At 38.1% G+C, this 25,644-nt stretch carries 26 protein-coding genes and 1 tRNA gene; 14 read left to right on the forward strand and 13 right to left on the reverse strand.

Going from position 1 to position 25,644, the window contains the following annotated elements:
• Window positions 1–2: 2 nt before the first annotated feature.
• Both SIO70_RS22975 and SIO70_RS22980 read left to right on the forward strand, forming a co-directional pair.
• Window positions 3–86 (forward strand) — tRNA-Leu (locus SIO70_RS22975).
• 426 nt (window positions 87–512) lie between these two features.
• Window positions 513–1,637, forward strand: a complete 1,125-nt coding sequence (locus SIO70_RS22980) for a site-specific integrase (RefSeq protein WP_320574681.1) — start codon at window positions 513–515, stop codon at window positions 1,635–1,637.
• 56 nt (window positions 1,638–1,693) lie between these two features.
• Here SIO70_RS22980 and SIO70_RS22985 read toward each other — a convergent pair whose 3' ends face one another.
• Together SIO70_RS22985 and radC are read right to left on the reverse strand one after the other, a co-directional pair.
• Complete coding sequence (locus SIO70_RS22985) at window positions 1,694–1,933, reverse strand: hypothetical protein (protein WP_320574683.1); 240 nt, start codon at window positions 1,931–1,933, stop codon at window positions 1,694–1,696.
• A 144-nt stretch (window positions 1,934–2,077) separates the two neighbouring features.
• Window positions 2,078–2,824 carry a RadC family protein gene (gene radC, locus SIO70_RS22990; protein ID WP_320574685.1) on the reverse strand — a complete coding sequence of 249 codons (747 nt, stop codon included), beginning with the start codon at window positions 2,822–2,824 and terminating at the stop codon, window positions 2,078–2,080.
• A gap of 629 nt (window positions 2,825–3,453) precedes the next feature.
• On the opposite strand from radC, the gene SIO70_RS22995 reads away from it, so the two are divergent.
• Window positions 3,454–3,834 carry a hypothetical protein gene (locus SIO70_RS22995; protein ID WP_320574686.1) on the forward strand — a complete coding sequence of 127 codons (381 nt, stop codon included), beginning with the start codon at window positions 3,454–3,456 and terminating at the stop codon, window positions 3,832–3,834.
• A gap of 90 nt (window positions 3,835–3,924) precedes the next feature.
• Entirely contained in the window at window positions 3,925–4,611 is a 687-nt protein-coding gene (locus SIO70_RS23000) for a hypothetical protein (RefSeq protein ID WP_320574688.1), read from the forward strand.
• 479 nt (window positions 4,612–5,090) lie between these two features.
• On the opposite strand, the gene SIO70_RS23005 is transcribed toward SIO70_RS23000, so the two are convergent.
• Window positions 5,091–5,972, reverse strand: a complete 882-nt coding sequence (locus SIO70_RS23005) for a DUF2726 domain-containing protein (protein WP_320574690.1) — start codon at window positions 5,970–5,972, stop codon at window positions 5,091–5,093.
• A 281-nt stretch (window positions 5,973–6,253) separates the two neighbouring features.
• Here SIO70_RS23005 and istA point away from each other — a divergent pair, with 281 nt between their 5' ends.
• From istA to SIO70_RS23020, 3 genes are all read left to right on the forward strand, one after another.
• Entirely contained in the window at window positions 6,254–7,789 is a 1,536-nt protein-coding gene (gene istA, locus SIO70_RS23010) for an IS21 family transposase (RefSeq protein WP_320574692.1), read from the forward strand.
• Between the two features lie 29 nt (window positions 7,790–7,818).
• On the forward strand, window positions 7,819–8,022 hold the full coding sequence (locus tag SIO70_RS23015; protein ID WP_320574694.1) for a hypothetical protein: 204 nt from the start codon (window positions 7,819–7,821) through the stop codon (window positions 8,020–8,022).
• 74 nt (window positions 8,023–8,096) lie between these two features.
• On the forward strand, window positions 8,097–8,714 hold the full coding sequence (locus SIO70_RS23020; RefSeq protein WP_320574696.1) for an ATP-binding protein: 618 nt from the start codon (window positions 8,097–8,099) through the stop codon (window positions 8,712–8,714).
• Between the two features lie 376 nt (window positions 8,715–9,090).
• Here SIO70_RS23020 and tnpC read toward each other — a convergent pair whose 3' ends face one another.
• The 5 genes from tnpC to SIO70_RS33470 form a co-directional block, all read right to left on the reverse strand.
• Window positions 9,091–10,857, reverse strand: a complete 1,767-nt coding sequence (gene tnpC / locus SIO70_RS23025; RefSeq protein ID WP_320574698.1) for an IS66 family transposase — start codon at window positions 10,855–10,857, stop codon at window positions 9,091–9,093.
• A gap of 68 nt (window positions 10,858–10,925) precedes the next feature.
• Window positions 10,926–11,285: an IS66 family insertion sequence element accessory protein TnpB gene (gene tnpB / locus SIO70_RS23030; RefSeq protein ID WP_320574700.1), complete on the reverse strand. Its 360-nt coding sequence runs from the start codon at window positions 11,283–11,285 to the stop codon at window positions 10,926–10,928.
• Window position 11,286: 1 nt separating this feature from the next.
• Window positions 11,287–11,610: an IS66 family insertion sequence element accessory protein TnpA gene (tnpA, locus tag SIO70_RS23035; protein ID WP_320574702.1), complete on the reverse strand. Its 324-nt coding sequence runs from the start codon at window positions 11,608–11,610 to the stop codon at window positions 11,287–11,289.
• 370 nt (window positions 11,611–11,980) lie between these two features.
• Window positions 11,981–12,076, reverse strand: a complete 96-nt coding sequence (locus tag SIO70_RS33465; protein WP_414017935.1) for a hypothetical protein — start codon at window positions 12,074–12,076, stop codon at window positions 11,981–11,983.
• Window positions 12,077–12,258: 182 nt separating this feature from the next.
• A complete protein-coding gene (locus tag SIO70_RS33470; protein ID WP_414017936.1) occupies window positions 12,259–12,444 on the reverse strand; it encodes a hypothetical protein in 186 nt (61 codons plus the stop codon).
• 404 nt (window positions 12,445–12,848) lie between these two features.
• Here SIO70_RS33470 and SIO70_RS23040 point away from each other — a divergent pair, with 404 nt between their 5' ends.
• From SIO70_RS23040 to SIO70_RS23055, 4 genes are all read left to right on the forward strand, one after another.
• A complete protein-coding gene (locus tag SIO70_RS23040) occupies window positions 12,849–13,151 on the forward strand; it encodes a hypothetical protein (RefSeq protein WP_320574704.1) in 303 nt (100 codons plus the stop codon).
• A gap of 130 nt (window positions 13,152–13,281) precedes the next feature.
• Window positions 13,282–15,543 carry a tyrosinase family protein gene (locus SIO70_RS23045; protein ID WP_320574706.1) on the forward strand — a complete coding sequence of 754 codons (2,262 nt, stop codon included), beginning with the start codon at window positions 13,282–13,284 and terminating at the stop codon, window positions 15,541–15,543.
• A gap of 13 nt (window positions 15,544–15,556) precedes the next feature.
• Window positions 15,557–17,152, forward strand: coding sequence for an SCO family protein (locus SIO70_RS23050; protein WP_320574708.1), 1,596 nt, complete (start codon window positions 15,557–15,559; stop codon window positions 17,150–17,152).
• A gap of 383 nt (window positions 17,153–17,535) precedes the next feature.
• Window positions 17,536–18,611, forward strand: a protein-coding gene (locus tag SIO70_RS23055; RefSeq protein WP_320574710.1) for an IS3 family transposase whose coding sequence is annotated in 2 segments (ribosomal slippage) — window positions 17,536–17,800 and window positions 17,800–18,611 — 1,077 coding nt in all. Because the reading frame shifts where the segments join, the coding sequence is not laid out codon by codon here.
• 697 nt (window positions 18,612–19,308) lie between these two features.
• Here SIO70_RS23055 and SIO70_RS23060 read toward each other — a convergent pair.
• From SIO70_RS23060 to SIO70_RS23080, 5 genes are all read right to left on the reverse strand, one after another.
• Window positions 19,309–20,562 carry a hypothetical protein gene (locus SIO70_RS23060; protein ID WP_320574711.1) on the reverse strand — a complete coding sequence of 418 codons (1,254 nt, stop codon included), beginning with the start codon at window positions 20,560–20,562 and terminating at the stop codon, window positions 19,309–19,311.
• 2 nt (window positions 20,563–20,564) lie between these two features.
• Window positions 20,565–20,825: a hypothetical protein gene (locus tag SIO70_RS23065; RefSeq protein WP_320574713.1), complete on the reverse strand. Its 261-nt coding sequence runs from the start codon at window positions 20,823–20,825 to the stop codon at window positions 20,565–20,567.
• A gap of 413 nt (window positions 20,826–21,238) precedes the next feature.
• Complete coding sequence (locus tag SIO70_RS23070) at window positions 21,239–21,433, reverse strand: hypothetical protein (RefSeq protein WP_320574715.1); 195 nt, start codon at window positions 21,431–21,433, stop codon at window positions 21,239–21,241.
• Window positions 21,434–21,444: 11 nt separating this feature from the next.
• Complete coding sequence (locus SIO70_RS23075; RefSeq protein WP_320574717.1) at window positions 21,445–22,344, reverse strand: transposase; 900 nt, start codon at window positions 22,342–22,344, stop codon at window positions 21,445–21,447.
• Between the two features lie 51 nt (window positions 22,345–22,395).
• On the reverse strand, window positions 22,396–23,070 hold the full coding sequence (locus tag SIO70_RS23080) for a hypothetical protein (RefSeq protein WP_320574718.1): 675 nt from the start codon (window positions 23,068–23,070) through the stop codon (window positions 22,396–22,398).
• Between the two features lie 470 nt (window positions 23,071–23,540).
• Here SIO70_RS23080 and SIO70_RS23085 point away from each other — a divergent pair, with 470 nt between their 5' ends.
• From SIO70_RS23085 to SIO70_RS23090, 3 genes are all read left to right on the forward strand, one after another.
• Entirely contained in the window at window positions 23,541–24,089 is a 549-nt protein-coding gene (locus tag SIO70_RS23085; RefSeq protein ID WP_320574720.1) for a hypothetical protein, read from the forward strand.
• A 38-nt stretch (window positions 24,090–24,127) separates the two neighbouring features.
• Window positions 24,128–24,307 carry an integrase core domain-containing protein gene (locus SIO70_RS33475; protein ID WP_414017869.1) on the forward strand — a complete coding sequence of 60 codons (180 nt, stop codon included), beginning with the start codon at window positions 24,128–24,130 and terminating at the stop codon, window positions 24,305–24,307.
• Between the two features lie 687 nt (window positions 24,308–24,994).
• Window positions 24,995–25,435, forward strand: a complete 441-nt coding sequence (locus SIO70_RS23090; protein ID WP_320574723.1) for a hypothetical protein — start codon at window positions 24,995–24,997, stop codon at window positions 25,433–25,435.
• Window positions 25,436–25,644: the final 209 nt, after the last annotated feature.

The following is a 25,644-nucleotide window of genomic DNA, read 5'->3' on the forward strand; positions in this document are numbered from 1 at the left end:
TTGCCCAGATGGCGAAATTGGTAGACGCACTGTGTTCAGGTCGCAGCGCTCGCAAGGGTGTGCTGGTTCGAATCCAGTTCTGGGCACAAAATGGCTCTGTAATCAATTGATTTACAGGGCCATTTTTAATTTATGCTTGTCAATAATTCATAGGTTTTAACGCATTCTACCACTATTATTGACAAGCAATTGACAAGCAGCATGACAAGCAGAAATTGTCGTACGTTTCTATTAAACACCTCCCCGACCGGGCCATTAGAAAATCCCTACAATTCCCCCCGGTTTAACATTTACAATGAACAAGATTCCCTAAATGGCAGATTAAAAATTGTAAATCTGTCAGTACTGACAGCCATTCATGAAAGAATTAGGAAAATTCTTTTACCGCTCTTTTTCCCCCTTTTTCTCACTCTCTATAATACCATTAAAAAAATGCCGAATGCACTGCCACGGTTCGATGGCACGGCATATCCATTGCTCTCAATCATCTATAACCCAAAAGCCACAACGATATGAAAATAGGATCTTACTTAAACAGAAAAGGAGACAAACGAATCTATTACTATGATTATGGGCGTGGACCAGGTAAACGGCCTGCTGTTGGAGTGTTTACCTATACCAAACCCAAAGGGCAAATACAAAAAAATCATAATATTCAGGCATTAGACTTAATTGAAGTCAAAAAAAGCCAGGCGATAATTGAACAACAGTCGATAGGCACTGCATATATTCCACCTCATAAGTTCAAAGCGAATTTTCTGGAATATTATTTAGATTATGTAGAAGTAAATAAGCGTGAAGGGAATCGGGCTTTGGCAAATAGTTACATACAATTTAAAGAATTCATAGGCTGTGATTTTATATCGCCTGTAGATATTACCGAAAATGTTTGTAAGAGGTTTAGACAATATCTTCTTGATAAATATACTGGTGAAACGCCACAGGGATATTATGCCAGGTTCAAGTGGGTATTAAATTCGGCTACCAGTGATAAATATTTTCAAGTAAATCCAACAACTAAAGTATTTGCAAAGGCGAATCCTAGTACAGTATTAAAAGGGAATCTGGAAATAGAAGAATATCTCGCATTATTAGGAACTCCATGCCTCAACGAGGAAGTCAAAGATGCCTTCATTTTCTGTTGTTACACGGGTCTAAGATGGGTAGATGTTGATCGCCTCTATGATGGTATTGATATAAAGAATGGGGTACTTACAACTCGTATCATACAGAAGAAAACAGGCGAGCCTGTGACACTCACATTGCATCCAATAGCCCAGGGTATTGTTAGAAAGCAGAGGAAAAAAAGAGCCAATAGCCCGGGCAATAATCGTCTTTTCCAGATTCCTGGTCGTAACGGTTGTAATAAAGAATTGGACAAATGGGTTAACGCAGCAGGAATACAGAAACATATTACCTGGTCTTGCGCTCGTCTCTCCTTCTCAATATTACTCCAGGATCAAAACGTGGACGATGCTACTGTAGCCTACCTCTTAGGGCATACAACAACTAAACAGGTTAGGAAAACATATATAAGGCATAGGCCCAAAAATCAAACTGAAACAATTAACAAACTGCCATCACCCGATATTAACAAATATTTTCTTCAATTGCCGGAAGAGGAAGGTGAGGAATAATAAAGAAAGGCTGCCAAACTAGATTGGCAGCCTTTCTTACTAATTTTCAAATTGTACTACGCTCTTCTTTTCTTTGGTAGCTCCATTACCGTTACCTGCTCTCCCCTCTGCATTTTTATAATTTCTTCTCGATCATAATATCCATTTTCATTCTTAAACAATCCATACTCCTTACACTTTTTTGCAAACTGAGTACGACCAAGGTCACAAAAGATGAGAGCCTCTTCAGGTTTTAAATACGGTTTAAAGCATATTGCGATTGCACGCATCGTAATTAATTCTTGCTGTTTGATCATAATGCACGTTTTACACAAAGGTGAATAAGTGCGAAAAATTGATTTCCAGTTATTGCACGATTATGATTCAATTAGTATAATAATGTAGAATATTGTTCTATAATGCTCTCGCTAAAAAATAGGAAGTCACCTATTTTATTTACATCAAAATTTAATAAAACTTTCCTCTCGGAAGCTATAATAACCTACAAATGAGACAACTATATGATCCTTGACATAAATATCCAGTAATCTGGCCCCCTCCATAATTTTGTTTGTAAACATCTGATCAGCTTGACCAGCGTTTAAACTACCTGAAAGATGATTATGACAAAGGATAAGTTGGGTAGCATTTAAATCTAATGCTTCTTTTAAAATAATTCTTACATCGGCAGGGCAAAATGTGATCCCCCCAATAGAGATGCACCTATTGGCAATTACTTTTGATGCCTGATTAAGAAATAATACATGAAAGGATTCAAATTGCTGATCTCCCAACAGCGGTTTAAAATACAAAGCAGCATCTTTGCCGGATACGATAGTTTTTTTAGGGAGCATACTACCAGCCTGCCGACGTCTGCCGACCTCAATTGCTGCCAGAAGAATAGCTGCCTTTGCAATCCCAATGCCTTTAATTCTCTTTAGCTGATTAAATGAAAATTTACCTAGCTCATTGAGGCTATACGACGCAGTGGTTAATATTTCTTGTGCCAGGTTCATAGCGGATTTCCCTTTACTGCCGGTATTCAGAAGAATAGCAATAAGTTCTGCATCGCTTAATGATGATATTCCTTTATTAATTAGCTTTTCTCGTGGAAAATCATCTAATGGCCATCTGCCCATCGAAGTTAAAGCACGGTGTTGCCGGTCTATTATCGCTCCCCTGGCATTTACAGAAACAATGGATTTCATTTTGTAATATTTTGGAAGCAATATATAAGTACGAAGATCAATATCCAATTTTAATTATATGGGGAATATTATATGAAAGAAGCTGTTTTCATACTGTCAGGTGAAGTAGCAGCTAATAAAAAAACATCGATTTCTCGATGCCCTTAAACCATTTGGATATTAATCCCTTCCCAGTACCGAGAGAACAACAGGCATCGAACCGATTATTACAAGATTTACTCATTTTCAGCGAGTTACCAATCTGACATAATGACAATTGGCAATCTAAGGCGGCATCTTAAGCGTCAAAATTGCAAAAAACGACAAAATGTCTTAGAAATGTAAGCTAATAATTAAAGTAAGAGTAAGAGAAATGTCATAAAAAAGAGGGCACGATTATTGCACAGCTCGTAGGAACCAAAACGATCGCGGAACAATATACTAAGGGAACAATAGCATGTGGAATAAGCTACCCGAAGGCTGTTCACCTTTAAGACTGTACAATATTTACATCAGACAGTGTAAAACTAACAAAAATAAATTTTAATTAAAAAATATTTTTTGTTGCACAGTCAATTCTCGGATACGCCTATAAACGTAAGGACACAGTCCGTAGGCTTTTTTAATTGACAAACAAAAAATAAATTTTAATGGCAATAAATTTAGAATTGGAGATTTTTGCAGTATACAATGCAAATGTGGCTCAAAAAGAGCACATAATTTTGAAAGCTAATGGAAAAGTGAACCTTAATTCATATCAGGTTAAGGATAGGACCTTTAAGTTAGGCAAGCAAACTAATATCTTTCCTCACGTTTTTGCGCTTCCCAATATAGTATTGGAAAAAGGGCAGTATGTCGCCATTTTTACAGGAAAAGGGGATGACGGCTGGGGGACTTACGCAGGAGAACCTTGCTATTGTATCCATTGGGGATCTAATCAGCCTATTTTGAACGACAGTGCTTTTGATACCGTAGAGTTAGAAAAAGTTACAAGTATTCAGAAGTTTCCTCTAAAAAAACAAGGCGTGTAATTACACAATATTAGGAAGTTTTGGAGACACTCTCCAAAGCTTCCTATGTTTATTAATAAAATATCATTCTAAAAAGGTGTGTTTATTTTTATGTCGATAACAATAATAATTATATTATCCTTTTCTTTTGTATTTATACTTGGTTTTACAAAAATTTTTAAACGGCTCCGTTCACTAAATACAGACTATGATTTTGCTTACGAATTCCGAAATAAGTTTAATGAGTTCGCAAATAAATATTTTGAACATGCTGACGGGATTTATCAAAGAGGAGAATTAGATAGCACACTGTATACGTGGCTAATGATGAACGCAAATAAAATTCAGTCAATTCTGGGAAGAATTGGAATACTTCATTACATCGGTCCTTTTCAAAGGTATGAAGTTCCTAACTACCAGGTTGTTTTAAACACACTTCCTAAATTTCGAGCTGGGACTATAGAGGCATTTGATGTCCATTACACAGACGATTGCCTTCTAAGATATTTAGGAAGTATGGAGAATGGTATTAAAAAGGTTCAACCAAGTTTAAAAAATCCAATCATTTGGCTGAAGCAAGGTTTTCAAGAGTTATTCAGTTTGCCATTATATATCCTAAATTGGTTTGGTATTCTAAGTGACAAATCAATTCTCAAAATAACCGCAAATGCATTTTTTGTAATCCTAACAGGATTTGGCGGATTAATCGCCTTTTTAAGCGGAGTTGTAACGATTATCCAAGGCAAAGATCAAACTATTGAGTTAATCAGAAAAATCTGGCCCACGTTTTTACAATAGGTAACAGGAGATTGTAAAGAGTAATTGTAAATGTTATTGTCTGTACGCTGCTAACCTATAAGGTAAAAACTACTAAAATCGGGGAAGGCGCTAACGCCGCACTGTCCCCCCATCCCAGCGGGGTTCCAAATAATGATTTTAAAACCTTTTCCCCTCAAGCAAACGTCCGTATATCTCCAACTAGATAAGGCGCGTTAACATCTATAACAATATCAACAACATGTTGAAAGGCATTTTCGCCTCTAAAATTCCCCTGCCTAATAACCTGGAAAATAAATATGAAAGATTTATCTGGATATTTATCCATTAGAGCTGCCAAATCCCTGGGTTTAAGCCCCAAGGTGCTGACACTATCAAAGAAGCCGAAAGAATATAAACTTAGATCATCTGGTAACGATCCCTGTTGCCATCAAATTAGGGTGCTGAACACTTTTAATTTCTTCCTGGAAGGCTGTATCAAGGGATTTGTTTTGACAGGTTTATAGGTTCCAGATTCTTTTCAATTTTACGTTAAGACAATATTCTCCAAGTAGGTTAAACAAAAAAATGTCTTCATTATCAAGTGACTCAATCGGCCGCATACGCACTTTTACAGCCAACGAATCTTTAGTAATTACCTCACTTTCGTCCCAAGAATCAATTCCATAGTGAAATACTTCGGTCAAGTAACCATCAGCATCAGGCTTCGTAAAATGAAATTGATTTCCGGAGCGAGTCAACTTTCTCAATTCATGCAGCTTTCGGTGGATTGGATTATGCTGTTCTTGAATAAAATCAATTTCGTTCATTGCTGCGTCTGCTGCTTCCTGACCACCCCATTCAAATGCTTCTGATATCATTTGTAAGTAATCATTATAATTTTCTTTCATTGCCCGCTTTTCGATCGCATCTCCAATAAAAAGATCCAGCACATTTATTAACTCTTCGGCTTCTTGAAGTAGCTCATTTTCCTCGAATGATATTACCACCATAGGAATAGAAAACAGTTTGCTTACTTTTAATTTGAGGTCCAATTTTAATGAACGGTATGGATCTTCTACAGCATTTTTCTGGATATACCTTCCCTCTCTTGAGAACCCTTTGCCGATACCATCAAATTCAATTAGCAAAATGGGTTCGTCGTTCTTGGGTTCACACACAACAAAATCGATAGCAGTTTTTAGAAGGAATTCTTTTGCCCTTGTTGTTTCTTCAAGTTTCATTAATTCGTCATACCCAAAAATATTACGTAACGGCAATTGAGGATATACATTAACAAAACGTTTCCAGACAGTACTATCTAGGCGCTGAAATAACTCCTTTTCTGCCTCACTGAGTATTTCGCACCAAATCCAGCCACTTAATTCACATAAACCAGCCAATTATTCCGCGTGAAACCCAGCCAATTATTCCTAAAATAATTAGCAATATTCTCCTTTTCATTTTAAACCCAGCCAAAGTTTTCATTTGTTAACCAGCCAAATATTTCACGGCAAAACCAGCCAATTTTTTCATATAGTATCCAGCCAAAGTTTTATGGAGTTGATAATGAGGGCATAACAATCTGTAAAGATTGATTATTGGAATATTACTTATCCGATATATTAATTCGTTGATTATTAATTTATTGTCAACGAGTGATATGCCTAACAAATTCATCAACATGCTAATAGTAAGAAGGCTGATTCAGTTATTACAAAGGGAATTCTCAATGCGAAACATTGCCATTGAGCTTGAATTGAACAGGGAAACAGTATCTGTTTATGATAAAAGAATTAAGGCCACAGGCAAAAATCACGATGAATTACTAGAATTGAATGATGAAGAATTAGCTGCTGTTCTTCAACCCAGGCAAGCTTCGGAAGAAGATCCGAGACTTACTGATTTTATGGCCCGGAAGGAATATTTTCTAAATGAATTAGGCAAGAGAGGTGTTACCAGGAAGTTGCTTTTGAAGGAATACAGGAAAATATATCCGGATTGCTATGGTTATACCAGGTTTTGTGGTTTACTGGATGAACAGCTAGCCCTTAAAGGTGTTAGCATGCATCATGAACACAAAGCAGGAGAGATTATTCAAATTGATTTTGCTGGTGATAAGATGTCTTATGTAGAACCTGAAACAGGGGAGATAATCGAGTGCGTGATATTTGTAGCTGTCTTACCATTTAGCGGGTATACCTATGTAATGGCTCTTGCAGATGCGACATTGCCACAGTTAGTGAAGGCATTGAATAATTGTCTGCTATATTTTAGTGGTGTAAGTGTTTACATTAAATGCGATAACATGAAGCAGGCGGTCATAAAATCCTGCCTCTATGAACCGACACTGAATGAAATATTAGAACAATGGTCAGTTTATAACGGTACTGCCCTGCTTACAGCGAGAGTGAGAAAGCCAAAAGATAAACCGCATGTTGAACAGGGAGTACATCTTTCCTATCAACGCATTTTTGCACCGTTGCGCAATGAGGTGTTTCTTAGCCTGAATGAACTCAATGAAGCGATCTGGCGTGAGCTGGAAAATCACAATCATGAACCTTTTCAGAAAAAGAGATTTACACGGTATGAACGGTTTATCGACGGCGAAAAATCTAAGCTGGCACCCTTACCACAATTCCCTTTTGTAATAAAGCATAGACAACAAAAACTTGTTGCCCACAATTACCACTTTCATCTAACTGAAGATAATCATTACTACAGTGTACCATACCGGCTTGTAGGATTTAAGCTGACTGCTATTTATGACACAACAACTGTCGAAATCTATAATGGATCGGAGAGAGTTGCTACGCACAGCAGGAGTCCTGTTGCAGAGGGATACACTACAGAAACCTCACACATGCCATCTAATCACCAGGCTTTTAAAAAGCAGAAAGGATGGGACAGTACCTATTTTTTACAGGAAGCAGGCAAAATTGGCTCTCATGTACATGCCTATATGGAGGCATTATTAAAGTCCAGGCCGCAGGAACAGCAGGCATATAATGCATGCAGGGGGTTGCTGAGTTTAGCGTCTAAGAAGCAAATTGGTCCGCAAAGGTTAGAGAATGCCTGCCTTCGTGCGTTAAATGCAGGTATTGTATCGTACCGGACAATAAAAAATATGCTAGCCAATAACATGGAAAAAGAAGAGTCGGGAGTAAAATCCAAACTGCCTTCGCACAAAAATCTCAGAGGTCCGGAGGAATACAAATAGTTCGTTTTATCACTCTAAAAACAAAATACATGGAACAAAATAAAGTCATTCGTATTAACATCCCAGGCAGCAGTAGCAACCCTCAAAGCGTCACATTAGTGGCAAATTTTGACACTGATAACGATCTGCATGAGGAAATGTTTAACCATATTGAATCCGCTGCAGCTTGCGCACCATCAAGCATACAGGAGTTTTTCATTTTATTAAATGACTACATCAAAAATCACATTTAAAACAGCTTCTTAAAATCAAACACATGAATACACAGCACACTTACGAGAAATTGATCTCACTAAAATTACATGGCATGGCAGGTCGATACAAAGCCATAATGGACGCCCCGATCCACCAACAACCCGAAATGCATAGTCTACTTGCATTATTGACAGAAGCGGAGGAAGAGTATCGGGTTCAAAACCGAAGTGACCGATATCTCAGGCAATCACGTTTAAGATATGATGCAGTCATAGAACAAGTCAATTGCTCTATAGATCGTGGGTTAAGTAAAGAAGCCTTCCTGAAATTATGTGACAATAGCTATATTAAAAAAGGGCAAAACATACTGATATCAGGGTCGACGGGTTGTGGAAAATCATTTTTGGCTTGCTCTCTGGGTAGACTCGCCTGCGATCATGGATACCCTTGCAGTTTTTTCCCGGTTAACAGGCTGATGGATGAACTGGCAGCCGCCAGACTGGATGGATCATACCGAAAAGTATTGAAGAAGATTGAAAGGACACCACTAATTGTACTCGATGATCTGGGATTAAAAACGTTAGACTTAAATAGTAGTCTGGCTCTTATAGAAATATTGGACGATAGATACAAAAGAGGAGCCGTGATTGTAACCTCTCAACTGCCAGTGGACAAATGGTATGAACTGTTTGACGAGGCTACACATGCAGATGCCTTATGGATCGCCTAACTGCAAATTCACATAAAATCGATCTAAAAGGCGGATCTTTGAGAAAAGGTTAATTTAGTTAAATTTGACCGTGCAAATCAGTTCTTTATAAGATTGTTATGCCTTTAGGATGATCGTTGAGATGCTATATAACTCTTTAAATAGCTAGGGGATAAAGTGAATCCAGGGCAGGATTGAAAAATGAAATCCACGAATAATTTGCTAATTATTTTAGCTCACCTGGCTGGGTTTCACGCGAAATAATTGGATGGTTGAAGTGTGAGACGGTGGCTGGATTTATGTGAAATACTCAGCATCTTCCTAATCTATTTATTAGATGCTACATTTGCATCGATAAATCTTACATGATTAAGTTCTTTGATTATTCTGGATCAAACTAACTAGCGGTCTTTCTTGGTTTTGTTGGCTTCCAGTTTGAAGGTAGTAAGTGTATCAGTTCACTGGCAGTACAGTCATGGAGTCGATCATATACATCAGCCAAGTATTCGAATGGATCAATCCCATTCAGCTTGCAACTTTCTACGAGTGAATAAAACAGAGCAGCCCTTTCTCCGCCATGTTCATTACTGGCAAAAAGAGAGTTCTTTCTAAATAAAGTTATTGGACGTATAGCGTTTTCAGTCGAGTTATTGTCGACGTCTATTCTTCCGTTAGTAAAAAGTATATTCAGCTTATCCCACTGATTATTTGCATAGTTGACAGCTTTAGCCAACAGGCTATCAGGCACATGTTTATCTGTTTGTTCATCCAGCCAGCCACGCATCTTATCAAAAAATGGCTTACTATATTTCTGTCGTAACGCGAGCCTTTGGTCAGGGGTAAAATGTTTACGTTTAGCGTAGGCTTCTATGCGGTATATGATATTAAAGTATACCAGTACCTGATCGGCCAGTTCTTTATTTTGACGCTGAGCTTTCTTAAATCCTCTGCGGATGTGCGCAAGGCAGCTCATCAACGTAACTTTGCTGTTGTCCTTAAAAGCAGCAGTGTAGGAGGATAAAGCGTCTGTTTGTAATGTACCCGCAAAGTCTTTCAGGATTTCCTTTGGTACATCGTGAGCTCTGCCAGGATGGAATTCAAAGAGGAGAAGTTTGTGTTCGGGTGCGTGGAAGACCCACATCCATCCATTGGTAGCTTTGCCCACACCTTCGTCGTGAAGGTATTTCAAACTGGTCTCTTCAGCCTTGATATAACTGGCCGTCTGTAGTGTTTTCTTAAGCAACTTTAACAAACGCTTCAGTTTCTTATAACAAACTTCCTCCCAGTGGTCGATTGTTGATGCTGCAAAACAAACACCTGTCAGGCGTTCGAACCGCTGTTGCTGACGATAATACGGCATGTAATAGACGAAGCGCTCACTATGCAGATGAGCCAATAACCTGTTACTTACAATTCCCCGTTCTATCATCCTGGGCTGAACAGGTGTGCAGTGTATTTTTCCGTCTACTGATTTATATTGAAGGTGATGCTCTTCTTTTCTGATGAGTTTTCCGGGAATAATCTCATAGTAAACAGATACCTTCTTCCCCATGGGCTTCATGCCTGTTTTATCTCCAGGAAGATCATAGACAATGGTCTCTGTCTCAAGATGAGTTGGGATAGGTCTTCTTCCTTTATGTGCTTTGTGATGCTTTTTCTTCCTGCTGGATCTGGAACTAATACCCGTTTGTGTATTAGTAACTGAAGATGCTATAGCTTGTTCAATAATAGCTTCTACTTCAGCTTTATCAAATTCTTTTCCCAGGGTCTGCTGAATAGCTGTCTGTGTAGCTGCCTGATCCGGAATAAACTTTTCGCTGCGCTGCCCAAATAATATTTCCTGCAGCTCTTTTAACTGCCAGTCTTTACGCAGGGCTTCGTCTGTTTTGCTGGCAAGAGTGGACTGTAATTCAGCAATAGTTTGTTCCAGAGAGGCAATCATCCTGTCTTTATCAATCCCTCGTTCCTGCTCGTTGGACAACCAACGTTTCAGCTGATCTTTGTCTTCCTTCAGTGTAGTATTTTCTGTTGTGAGTTCCTGAATAATACGACTGAACACATGTCTTTCCTGAGTGAGTGCATTAGACAGATCTGCTTTCTGCAATTGCAGCGCATTCACCTGTTCCAGTGCTTCAGATAAGTTATATGTGATCTCAGGTTTCACTGAGCGCAAAGGTACTATCGCGGGCCTTCAAACACAAACATTTATGAATTATCCTGATAAAATTCTTATCAACTCTTACGATGTACTACGGATCTTTCATAACGTTTACGGAATCGCACTTCCACGCCTTCCAATATCAGTAAAAGATCTTTCTTATTTAATACCATCATCCTGGTCTCATTATTATAGACTGGTGTACCAAAAGTACCTTTTGACAATCTTTTGTAAAAGATACCCAAGCCGTCTACATCCCAGCCCAGAATCTTGACCTGTGTGCGACGTTGATTGAAAAATGCATAGAGCGTCCCATATTGGAATGGATCTTCTTTCATTTCATTTACAACCAGACCTGACAGACCATTAAAGCTTAAGCGCATATCTGTAGCACCGTTCCATAATACGAGACGATAACCAGTTAGTGATAACATATTATAAAAGGGCTTTTAAATATGAAGGTTCTACCCGCTGGTAAAAAATGATACCGCGATATTCTGCAAAGACACCTCCTGGTGCAAGTTCTTGTTGAACCGATGATAAGTCTACATCAACGAATCCTACAGGTACATTTACTTCTGATGATTGACTGCCAAATCGCTTGCGCCAATTGTAGAAAGTAGCGGGGGATATTTGAAAGGCAGTGGTAAACTCCTTCACACTAATATTACCTGCCCGGGTAAATTGTTCAAGAGCTGATATGATCTCCTGATCACTGAAATGATGGCGACCTGCCACGGAAGATTTTTTTCGTTTCATGTTTGCTATTCTTTCGAACGCAAAGTTAAAAGCTAATCATTATCGTTGGGGAACGCTCCGCGTCGTATGCTTACCGCTTAGAAGAATTCCAGGAGTTTTGTTTTTGCCAATTCCACCAGGAAAAGGTGTGAGTAGTAGGACAATTTCTGCTTGTCATGCTGCTTGTCAATTGCTTGTCAATAATAGTGGTAGAATGCGTTAAAACCTGTGATTTATTGACAAGCATAAATTAGAAATGGCCCTGTAAATCAATTGATTACAGAGCCATTTTGTGCCCAGTAGCGGAGCGTTTTCGAACCAAATACTTCAGATTTTAACGAAGCTAATGCATTAATTAACTACTGACGTGTTATGGAAATTTATGAGAACACTAAATATGAATTCCCACTAATCGCTGCTGCTGCATGATTTTGATAATGAGAGATCGGTTGCAACTGATGGATTCAGCCTTAAGTGCTTTGTAAATCTGAGGACTGCCATACGTTTTGAGAAATCCAAAGTAGGTAGTTCATACTAAAGCTGTAAGACGACGCTTATGATGTTCCCTTTTCCTGGATTCAACCTTCTTCCAGCTATAGTATGCACTAATACTACATTCCAGCACTCTGCACAATGTTCGGATACTATATTTCTCCGATAACTGTATGATCACATAGTATCTCTCCCGGAGCGGTCTAAAAAGATACCGGCGGCTTTTTTTAAGATCTCAACTTCTTCTTTCAATCGAGCATTTTCTTTTTGCAACCTGGTCATCTCCGGATCAGCTGGGTTACCCTGCCCAGGAAAAGCTTTCTCTGTGTGTTGCTCCTGCTGCCTTTTCCACACAAACAGCATGTTAGGATGAACTCCTAAATCCTGCGCCACCTGAGTAATGCTGGACTTGGAGGCTAATCAAAGAGCTTCTTCCTTGAACTCTTTACTGTAAGTCTTTCTCTTTCAGATATTTACTAAATTAAGATTTTTCTATCTTAACATCGCGTCCGTCAAATTAGGGCATGCACACAGATATAAAATACAAACTAGTTGGTATTGTTATTTCCAATCTGTTTATGGACCTTTACTTCTCATATACAATAAGTTGCCCTACTGAACGTCGATGACCGGATCAATCAGTTGAAAATCTATTGCTTCCCTTAGTCAAGCATATTTCGGTATATATATACTGGTCAGAGATACTGGAAAGGGAAATTATAATCATAAATATATTTAATACCGTATAAAACCATAAACATTTTATCATGCCTATATCAAAAGACTGGTCAGCCATCGTTATCAAAGGTATTGCGGGTAACGAGATTATTGTAAAAGGTAAGGCAAACACTGGTAAACTGGATGTTATACCATCATTGGAAAAAAGGGTACCACAGGGATTTAATCCAACAATCCTCCAATTAGATCTTCTCCATGCCATTGACGCAATACCTGAAAATCTGAAAGATGTGCAGTACAATGAAAAAATAGCGGAGATAGATACCTATACGCTAGTAGAAATCTTTAGTGAAGATCAAATAATAGAAAGTATTGAAGTCACTATTGAGTAGTGTCTCCAGGAAAGCCCCTTAGGCCATTAACTCCTCTATTCAGTATTCCTATAACCTTGTTTATAGTTAATAATTGTAATAAATACTATTATCAATTGTTACTTAAATTATCGTAACCCCTTGTTTAATTATGCAATTGCAATTTAGCCTCAACAAAGTCACCAATGGACGATATTACGTTGGTTACGCACCTGTTCAATGTGCTATAAAGATTATTGATGAAAAGGCTGGCCCAAATCCAGTCACCCTAGTGTTAAGTAACCTAGATGTTACCCAAGGCGGACAGTTGGTCTTTTATAAAGACAGAACAGCTCCAGAGCAAGATACGCTCACCCTTTCTGTAGCTGATGATGAACGCAAAGCCACTTTTTATATTGGTGGAAAGTTTAAAAAAGCAAGCAACGTTGACGGAGATGCCGCTATCACATTTTCGCTTAACGGGCAAGTAATAGATACTATCAACTTAATGGTCCGGGTAAGAAAGAATGCCAATGAACTCAATCCGGAGGAACGAGACCTGTTTCTTAGGACATTTGTAGATTTTGTAAAATCGGGAAAATACGGCAGATTTTTAGACATGCACGGCGAAGCGGCGGATGGTGAGATTCACGGAAGGGCCTCCTTTCTCCCCTGGCATAGGATGTTCCTTCTTGATTTAGAAAGGAGCTTACAGGAAATCAACCCTGCGGTAACGTTACCCTATTGGGATTTCCAAAAAAAGGCAGAAAACGTATTTCATCCTGACTTTATGGGTATATCGGATCATGGTACAGTAGGGCAATTACAGTTTGGCGACCTCAACCCATTAAATGAATGGCGGATTGGAACTTTACCTAAATTAGCTAGAGTTCCGCATCCGCGATTCGACACCGCGCATGACAAAGCGTTGGTAGAAGATAAAGAACAAACTTTGGGCCGGGGGCCGGGTTTTGATATGTTTTGTTTGATGGAGGGGGACCCACATGGGTATGCACATACCTCTTTTATTGCACCATCACCATTAAGAAGGCCAGGAACCGCCCCGCAAGACCCCTTATTCTTTATGCTCCATGCCAATGTCGACCGGCTATGGGCGGAATGGCAAATGACAGACACAACGAATTTACTTTTTGATGGTACCAAGTTAAAAGCCTATAACCCTCAAACCCAACTTCACACTATTTTTGACGTTCCACCGATTATACCCAGAACTGGCGATTTTATCAACGATACCATGTGGCCTTGGAATGGGATTAAAGGCGATGGCACTGAGGCAAATCCAAGACCAACGATCACAGCCCCCAGTGGCCCGCTGATCCCATCAAAATTTTCAGCTTTCCCAGGTGAGAAACCTACGGTTTTGGATACTATTGATTACCAAGGCCGACTTACCGGTAAGTCACTATATTTCGATTATTTTACTGTACCTTTCAATAATTCAGCAGCTTCAAATTTAAAGGCTAAAATTCTCAAAAGCGATGCCCTAATGGCAGACTCTTTAAACACATTTAAATTGGCCATTGAGCACGTCGACAAAGTCCAATCATTAAGTCAATTAAATATGTTGACCGATAAACAGAGTACTGACAAAGCCATATTGATCTTAAAAGATCAACAGGCAGATACCGGAAGCCGGGTGCTTGCCCTGTCTAAATTGGTGGGAGCTGTGTCATCTGATGAATCGCTGATACTATACATTATAGACCTTCTTGCCAATTCTATTACACCGACAGATTTACGGATTGAAGCGCTCCGTACCCTAGAAACTATCAGTTTTAGCTCTCCGATTATTTCGGCGCTTAACCCGCAGCTGACGGATGTTTTGACCGGATTGATCAGGGATAACAATCCTCAGATCAGGCAGGCCGCGATCAGCCATCTGGCACAGTCAAAAAATGGATTTGTGCAACAGGAGTTGATAAAAGGGCTTATAAAACCAGAAGAAGCACTGGTATCAGAAGAATTGGCTGTACATCTTTTAGGTTATGATATGCATGCCGGTATTTACCCTATATTAAGGGAGATCGTTAGAAAATCCAGCAATAATAACAGCAGGTCTGAAGCCGTTTATCTGCTCGGCGGCGACCCTGATGCGAAAGGACTTTTGTCTGAAGTATTCAACAATAAAAAAGAAAGGTTCAATATTCGTAAAAACAGTCTTTTGTCTTTAAAGCAATTAGATCCGTCGCACTTCATTGAACTTGCTAGACAAATCATCAATGATCATAACGAAAACGAGAATATCAGGGCGGTAACAATCAATTTAATTGACCAAAAGACATTGCAATCGTTAAATACTGGCAATGATTTTTTAAATGATCTGAGAAAGTTAGAACAAACTAAATTACCTGAAAACTTGGCCACAGGTATAAAATCATTCTTAAAAAATCAAAGTGCCGGCGACCTCAAGTAGATTATAATGCTGAATGATGTTAGAGCAATGTACTTTTCTTCCCGATGGTCCAATTGATGAATCCAAATTTGAAACTCTAGTCACAAAAACAAGGGCATTGGATAAATCTGGTTATGGTCTGATTCCGTTTTTACAGGAACAAAACTATTTCTATTTAGGTAAAAGCTCTACAGCTGTTAACCGGATGCGCGGCTATGTCTATTATTCATTTTCACTGACCCGTACACCTGACGAGGCACTACCTTACATTTATGAGGAATTGGAATCCGGTAATGATCCTTATGCTATAGCTGCTGCCGCTTTAGCGCTACGTAATGCTGAACACAAAAGCAGCCATATGGGCAAAATGCTAATGAAAGCGCTTTTGAATATCCTTCCACATGATATTTATTTTTCGTTCAACGCCTATTATCAATCCTGGCCTTTGCAAAACCGGACGACAGCAACTGCCGAAATTTTAAAGGCATTCGCCTGGCTTGGGGTGGTTGCAAAGGCGAATTTGCCTGCCCTTGAGATTTTGGCCGCAAATAGGAAAAGAAGAATAAACAATGATACTGTTTCCCTGATTAGTGATGTTATCAAACAAATCAAAACCGCCGGTGAAGTAGTAATTGAAGACTGCTGTAACAGTAACCCTTTTGGCATCATTGCTGATTCGCAATTGCAGCGACAGGTATCTAAAAAAAGGGTATTAAAAAGAATCTTACTTGAAGATCAGAATGGAGATCAGATCTACCTGGATAAACTATTAGCTAATAATTTAACCCTACTTGCTTTTTTTTACACCCGTTGTGATAACCCACTGAAGTGTTCTCTGACAATTTCAAACCTAGCAGTCATACAATCCGATTTAGAAGAAAGCGGCATAGCCGAGAAAGTTAAAATCGCAGCAGTCAGCTATGATAGTTTTTATGACAAGCCGGAAATCCTGAAGGTATATGGAGAAGCAAGAGGTTTAATGCCAGAAAGCGGAGCAAAACTACTACGGGTCAAATCTGATTTTCAGGAATTAAGTTCCTATTTCAATTTAGGGGTGAACTTCACTGGGGAGATAGTTAACAGGCATATTATCGAATTATACGTAGTAGATCGCTCAGGAAATATATTAAACCGATTCCAAAGGGCACAGATGGATAATAAAAGTATTATCACTCAGATTAAAGACTTACTGGATAAACAAGATAAGGAGAAGGCATCTTTATTTTATAAATTTAAAATGCTGGCCAGAAGCGGATGCCTGTCCATAGTTCCTATATTGTTTGTGTTGCTACCCAAATGCCCTTTTTGCTTGGCAGCTTATTTAAGCATTTTAGGCATAACTGGTATGCAGATAAGTCCTTACTTCAAATTGATCCTGCCGTTGATGCTGGTGGTAATGTCGGTTAACCTTTTTGCTTTATATAAAATGGGGGTAAAAAGAAATAACTTCCTACCACTTCACCTTAGTTTAGTCGGCACAGCTGCAGTTATTCTTTTCCGATATTTATGGTTAAGTCGATTGGGATGCTATGCTGGATTTTTTTTCCTATTTGCAGGGATTATTTTGAACGGCTTACCCTTTCGATTTTATTCCAATTACAAACTTATAATAAAGCGAAAGAAAACTTGAATATGCAGGATTATTAATATTGTGGACAATGATCCAGAATAGTGGACAACCATTTTAAAGTGGTAGCAAATACTTAGCGCTCTTGATCGTTGAAGTAATAATAATAAGGACTTAATCGATGTCTAATGCTTTGTTTAAATTCTCTAAATTAATAGCTGGATAACTGCTTTTTTTATATTTAATATTCCCGTTAGTGTTAATTAGGTAAATTTCGGGATAACCCATGACCTGGTAAAGTAAACTGATACTATCATTGTTAACAATATGAGTCCAGTCCAATTGTTGCTCTTAAATTAATTGTCGGACTTTCTCAGGTGGCGATGTAAGATTCCCCGAAAATGGTCCGGTGAGGTTAGAGAAAAATCTCTAACTTAAATACAATTATGAAAAAAGTACGATTCACCAAGAACCAAATTATCTCCATCCTGAAGAAACAGGAATCAGGCATCTCTATTAAAGATCTGGCCAGGGAAAATGGTGTCAGCGAATCCACCGTGTACAATTGGAAAGCGAAGTATGGTGGTATGGAAGCTAATGAGTTGAAACGAATGAAGGAACTTGAAGAAGAGAATGCCTGGCTGAAGCGCATTGTAGCCAACCTGACACTCGAGAATGATGCAGTCCGAAATGTTCTGGAAAAGAAGTTCGGCGGCCTGACGACAAACGACAAGTAATTGAGTTATTGGTGCAGGAGAAAGTGAGTGAGCGGCAGGCCTGTAAGCTGTTAGGCGTACCTCGATCCTCTTTCCGTTATAATCGGAAAATTAAGAATGACAGCGCGTTAATGGTAGCCCTGGAAGAGCTTATAAAGAAACATCCTTCTATCGGGTTCTGGAAATGCTACCACCGTTTGAGAAGAAAAGGTCATCCATGGAACCATAAGCGACTTTATAGGGTCTATAAGTTGTTAAAATTAAATATCAGGCGTAAGATCAAACGTAGACTCCCTGAACGAGTAAAACAGCCCCTAGCAGTTCCTGAGGCGATTAATCAATCCTGGAGCATGGATTTTATGAGCGATAGCCTGGTTGATGGAAGGCGTTTTCGGCTACTAAATGTTATTGATGATTATAACCGGGAGTCATTGTGGATTGAAATAGATACATCATTACCAAGCCTTAGAGTAATCCGGGTACTGGAAAAGATAGTTGAAATGAGAGGTAAACCACAAAAAATAAGAGTTGATAACGGCCCTGAGTTTGTCAGTGATCAGTTGCAAAAGTGGTGTCGGGAGCGAAACATTCAGTTACAGTTTATACAGCCGGGTAAACCGGTGCAAAATGCCTTTATTGAACGTAATAATGGCTCAATAAGAAGGGAGCTGCTGGATGCATATTATTTTTTTACACTAGCAGAAGTACGGATAATGGCAGAAGAGTGGAGAGATGATTATAACAGATCCAGACCTCATCAGGCGCTTGGATTTGTTCCTCCGCTGGAGTTCTGCAATAAATATTAGTATAGGAAAAATTATTTAAACCTCTAATCCTGGCTGGATCAAAATATAGGTAAGCTTACATATGTCCAGTAAATTAGCCAAATTCTCCAGCTTCTATTCCGGAACTGGTTATACTATTCGTCTGCCATTTAGTGATCTTGTATGTACAACTTAGATTCATTGCAATTCGATGGTAATGGCGTTGAAATGGTACTTGTCGATGACTACCCACTTAACAAAATTATGAAATAGATTAGCGTCTCATCTTAGTGTCTTCATTGAATTGAATCAGTAACATGATTCTTTTGCTTATATAATTTAATTTTACCCAAATCTCAGTTTGCATTCGTTCTCTAATTCTATTAACCTCCTCTTTGTCTAGATACGCAATATCAAAAATCGCGGTAGTTGATAACCTTGGGTTATATATTGCATTGATTACAGATTGACCATCTCCCAGCATTCCTACAAGGTACCACTCTTGCTGTCAGTCTGTCCAGGATAGCATTTGCTTAGCTGCTAAGGTAGGATCGTTTAAGTAATCATGCCATTTGGCTACGGGAAGTTTCCTTTTGTCTATTAATAATACGTCTATACTTTTCCATTGCGAATCGGTCAATAATGTGTACTTCGGTCCCATATTTTTTTGTGGTAAATCCAAACTAATTGATCGATTCGTTTTTAGCTAATTTCCCGCAATTTTATTAATAAACATGCTCTAATTCAGAATCACTTTTAAATTTTTAATATCGGATTTCTGAAGAGGAATAAGGCCTAATAACAAATCATAATCTGAAGCCTTCAAGTTTTGGGTTTGTATGAGCCAGCCTAAGAATTGGTTAGCTTTATCAATACCGTCAAAGTTTAAGTCTCCAGTAATTATGCCGTTCTTTTTAATTTTCAATGAATTGATATTATCTGAAATTGACCAGGTTTTTGACTGATCCAGATCTTCTTTGGTAAACAAAATGAACTTTCCGCTTTCGGTAATGTTTCCATCAAGATAAGTAATATGATCGTCATATTCAGGTTCGGTTTTGCAGCCTTTGCTCACCTTCCGATAGCGAAAATCATAAGTGATATCTGCCGGAACATCAGCGGACAAAACCCCGAAATTGGGCTCAACTAAAATTGATTTGTTCAATACTACCTTTTCCTGCTCTTTTATGGGCATAGATCCATCATATAAACCCGTGAATTCATAAACTTCGATTTGCTTGGAAAGCTTTGAACGCATTGTCAATTCAATTACGATGTTTCCTGTAATATCCTCATTTGGTAAAGCTCGTTGGAAAATCTGCAGTTTATTCTTGTTCACTATGGCAGCATTCAAACCAGCAAGTCGTGAAGTATATGATTTCTCTGCTGTCGTAGATTTTGTATTTGAAACGGAACCAATGCCCTTTCCCTGTAAAATCCCGAGAAAATCGATTTCTGGAGAAAAAGAGTATGCGGTTGAATTATTCTGAGTGATTTTACCCAAATCAATCGACTGTTTTTCAGTTGCTATTTTATCCCAGCTTACGTATTCAACTTTATCCTTGTAGGCAGACGGAATGTCAATGTCGATAAGAATTTGCTGAAGCCGGTTTGCACATTCTTTATCAACTTTTGTGATGTTGATTACCACTCTTTTCTTCCAGATTAGACTGCCTTTAAAATTACCAGCAGAAGAGGCATTAGAAATTGGTCCGGCTATAGTGGAAACCAATTCTTTTGATGTCTTAGTCTTGGAGTTCATGCTCTCAATTATGGCTTGCTGACCTCTGTCTGATAAGTCTGTAATCAATTTATCCGAACCGGCAGTTGGTGTCAAGACAAACGCATTCAGGCTAAAATAATTCTTTATATCAGACGGTTTACTTAACTGTTGGACTTTATCTTCTTTGCCAGAATAGTATCTAAAAACTTTAGGCGTTTGACAAGCACATACTGCTGCCAGAAACAGTGCCGAAATAATGCTTTTCTGCATAATTATTGAAGATTAAAAGAGCCATTAAAATTTTGGAGGTTATTTATTTCAACTATTCTGAATTCACTATTACTGCCAGTTTCGCAACTGCGTACTATTACAGGAGTATTGTCTATTTTTCCCGGATATTGTGATTTAGGCAGTTTAAGCGAATTGGAATTATAGCAATTCAAATCCCTGAGTTTAGAAGATGAATCAGCTATAGCATAACATATCCAGTCTTTCTTAGGGATATCAGATGCAAGAATTAATGCAAATTTCATGATTTGAGGTTTAGTGATAAATTCTGTTGCAAATATCAGGTGTAAAGAATATCCAATCAATACCAACTAGTTTGTATTTTTCATTTAGTAATCTAGTACTCATCTCCGCGATCATATGGAGGGTAACTAAAATTATACGAGGATAACAAAGAGGAAATGAAAGGTAGGACTCTTTTTATTTAGCTTGGCTTGAATTTATACTTTACTAATTATATCCATGAGGAATTTCAACCTTGCTCCCTTAACGACCGAATCCCCCAGAAATTCAACTTGATCCACCTCGACCCCCTTAAACAAGAAAAGGTCGGAGATATGTGGCCGTTGCACAACTCTTAATCAAATGGCTGAATAATTGAATTTGCTTAGCAAATGGTTATTCAGGCATTCACTTTTTAACCATTTAAAGTTTTTAGTTATAGCCCTCCTGTTAGCACCATAGCAAAAAAGGCTTCATTAGGCTTTGCTATACCTTTTTTTAATCGGTTTGGCCTCCTTTTTCTGATCTTTGCAGCCACTCCATTTATTAGTTTTTTAAGGTTGTAAGCAACCGCTGCCATAATCATACATTTGTTGGCAAGATTTATACCTTTTGTGTAAACTTTCGACATTGCAGTGAAATTCACCAGTGTTCCCAACACTGGTTCCACAGTACTGGATCTAAGCCGGGCCATTTTTTACCTTTGTCAGTGTTGACCCGCTGATTCATTTGCTCATAAAGCTTTTTTTCTATAGAATCTTCTATGGCTTTATATCCTACCGAGTTAGCACAGCTGCCTTTGAATGGGCAATTCAGGCAATCTGCTATATTGTTTTTATAAATTTTGTGTGTATTCTCTCCTTTCTTTTTGAGGTGCCGGAAAGTAAGGTGTTTGCCATTGGGGCAACTATATCGATCATTGTCTGAATCGTAGTTAAACCCATCTCTGTTTTCTTTATATCCTGACTTGTTAGGGATAAATGCTTCAATATTATTTTCTGCCAGCATTGTTAACGCTACTTCACTACTATAGCCTGCGTCAGCAAGCACTTCTTTTACGCTCAATGCACCAACAGCAAGATTATCCATTGTCTTTTTTATGACTTCCGGTAGACACCCGCCATCACCCTGATCGGCATGAAATGCCTGAATATGAGTTATGACATGATGTGCTGTATCTACACTTACCTGACCAGGATAATTAAGCCTGGTAATCTTGCCAGGTTTATATGACATCCGGGCATCCGGGTCTGAGGGACTGAAATGACTTTGATTACTACGTTTGTTTAGCTTATCGGAAGCAGTCTTTTTTTTTACCTGCGTTTTATCAGAGACAGTAGGTTGCTTATCAGAAGCATTATCATCATCAATGTTTTCGTTAAGTTCTTTATTGTAAGATGATACATCCTCAAGTATTTGGCGCTCAACTATACTAGCCATGGAGGCATTGGCCTTGACAAACACACTATCAATGGCCTGTCGCTTACCTGCTATCAACTCCTTATCTATACATTGTTTTAATACCAGTTTAAACAAGGTCATGAACTCTTCTTCCCCATAAAGCTGACGAGTACGGCTAAGCGTTGAATGCCATCACATCAACTTACTAATCTCATCCAATGTGTTTGGGAGTATTTTAGCAAGGCTTCCGCTCTCAATATCAGAAAAATCTATCATATTCCCACTTATCATATCAACAGCTATACAATACCTGGAAGCTATCTGATATTTCTTTGAATAATTATGCTTGAGAAACCTATATAATACGTCACAAAAGATACTAATTTCTTCTATTTTATACCCTTCCACTTTCGCTGTAAACCAAATTGCCCCTATATTTTCGCCCTTACTTCCAAATGTATAAATAAGGCTTGGCTTAGTTTCAATTTGCAAACCCTTAATAGTAAGTAACGGATTGCCTGAACTTTTTTTAAGAAATGATAGTTTTCCATTTACACGTATTTTTGCAGGATCCAAATTTTTATACCTTTCAAGAATTGAAATATTCCGTTGGTACATATCCTTTGTAATACGATGTTTTGTACCCTTTATCTTTTTCTGTAATTCTTTAATTTTTCCGTTAGTTATGTCTAGATCATCTTCTTTATAAGATTTAGAAATGGCACTTAGGCTACTTATCCAATAATCACCGCCACCTTTTGCAGGAACTTCGATTTTGCTCGATTTAATATTTTCAACAAACGATTTCTTTCCCCTATCCGACTTTTTCCTAAATGCAACTAAGTCTTTGACAGAAATTTTCTTCATAAAATCAATAATAAAATTCATGAATAAACTAAAAATAAAGGTAGGTTTCCATGCTTATAAATAAAATACCAACTAGTTTGTATTTTTCAAATAGCCGAGAGGACAAAAATGACCATGCCCATTAGAAACCGCTCTATGATCCTCAATCAGTTTTTTCGTAACGCCCATTTAATAGGTTTTAAATTGAGTGGTTGCAAGATTAAGGCGAATATATTATTTTAAAGAACATTGCAATGAGAGTTAAAAAGTAACAATTCTGTTAGATCAAATAAAAAGCAGAGACATTATCTCAGGTTTTTACTATTAGTGCTCACAATGCAGGATGAAGCGAACTTCTTATTAGATGATTTAATAATAGCAACTGCTCTCCCTTAATTTTCTTCTCTGACTCTTGAGAATGATGCAGTCCGGAATGTTCTGGAAAAAAAGCCCGGCAGCCTGACGACAAACGACAAGTAATAGAGTTATTGGTGCAGGAGAAAGTGAGTGAGCGTCCGGCTGGTAAGCTGTTAGGCGTACCCCGATCTTCATTTGGTTATAATCGGAAAACTAAAATTGACAGTGCATTAATGGAGGCGCTGGAGGAACTGATAAAGAAACATCCTTCTATCGGGTTCTGGAAGTGCTACCACCGTTTGAGAAGAAAAGGTCATCCATGGAAAGATAAGCGACTTTACAGGGTCTATAAGCTGTTAAAACTGAATATCAGGCGTAAGATCAACCGTAGACTGCCTGAATGGATAAAACAGCCCTTAACAGTTCCTGAGGTGATTAATCAATTCTGGAGCATGGACTTTATGAGCGATTTCCTGGTTGACGGAAGACGTTTTCGGTTGTTAAATGTTATTGATAATTATAACCGGGAATCATTGTGGATTGAGATAGATGAATCATTACCAAGCCTCAGAGTTATCTGGGTACTGAAAAAGCTAGTTGAACTGAGAGGCGAGCCACAAAAAAAAGAGTTGACAATGGCCCTAAGTTCGTCAGTGATCAGTTGCAACAGTGGTGTCGGGTAAGAAACATTCAGCTATAGTTTATAAAGGCTGGTAAACCGGTGCAAAATGCCTTTGTCGAACGTAATAATGGCTCAATAAGAAGAGAGATGCTTGATGCGCATCACTTTTTTTCATTAGCAGAAGTACGGCTGATGGCAGAAGAGTGGAGAAATGATTATAACACTTGCAGACCTCATCAGGCGCTTGGAATTATTCCTCCGCTAGAGTTCTGTAAATAGATATTACCTAAAAAAATATTCAAAATTCTAATCCTGACTGGATCAAAATATAGGTAAGATTACAATTGCAGAATATAGCACTACCTACCAATTGCCCTTATTTAATATAAAAATACAAACTACCTGGTATTGGTTATTATATACCCTCTCTGTAAATTGCAAATTATAATCGCCGATTTTGATTATCCCAATTTAAATACAAGACTTAATGAAACACCTTCCAATCCCAATATTATATCTATTCCTTTCTACATCTACGCTATTCGGACAAGCTCCCAAATTAACCGTATCTGTCAATGACACCCCCATATACTTTAACAGAAATACAATCAGAGTTCCTCTTGGCAGTAAAATAACCTTAACATTTCACTACAATAATTTATCTACCTACAAAGCATCCCCAGATTCATTATATTACACATATTGCACCTACAAATCACAAGTGCAGCAACAGCAACAGCCGAGAAAACACTGGAAATTTAAACTCCCAGATTTGCTCACTTTGAAAAAGTTTACAGACGGATACTTTGCAGAAGCTCATAAAAATTCCCAATCAATGACTACGTCATTCACATTTAATATGAGTTACAACAATATTTGCCAGGGACACTATTATAATATTTACCTCGTAAAAAATGGCAATAACTTCAGCACAAATCTTCCTAAATTCTACATATTAAAATAACTATGGAAATTAAATCGCTTCCCCCAATAGTGGTATCCGGAGAACTAACCGTACATAATCCGCCCCCATCCCCCAAGCCTAAAAAAATAGATTTAGAAGGCTGGCTAAAAATCATAGGTATTTTCTTAACCGCTATATCACTATACTTTACATCCACCTCAATAAAAAACTCCCAAACATGGAAAGTAGCAGAATTCACAGCAAATGAGTTTAAAAAATTCAGTGATCTCCCAAATGTCAAAATAGTAAATAGTCTCTTGGATTATAATCAACGAACAATCACCGGGCTTACAAATGGTGATACAGTAGTTATCAGCGACGATTTTTTAACTGAAGCATTACTGGTCGACTCAATTCAAGGTAGCTTTACACCTATCGAAGCAAAAATAAGAGATGCTTTGATGAATATTTCGATCGCTTGGCCTTATTTAACAAATATCTAAATGCGGAGCTAATTGATAAAAAACAAATTGAACCTTACCTAAAATATCAAATTGACATCCTCGCCAATAAAGAAAATCATAGCAAAAGTAACGAGCTAAGAATGGAAATCTGGTTGTATCTTAATTACTATAAATTTTACGATGTAATTGAGCTTTTTAAAAAATTTGGTTATGATATAACCCGTACATAATATTAAATTGGCAACAAC

It is taken from the genome of Chitinophaga sancti (assembly GCF_034087045.1).
GTDB lineage: Bacteria > Bacteroidota > Bacteroidia > Chitinophagales > Chitinophagaceae > Chitinophaga > Chitinophaga sancti_B.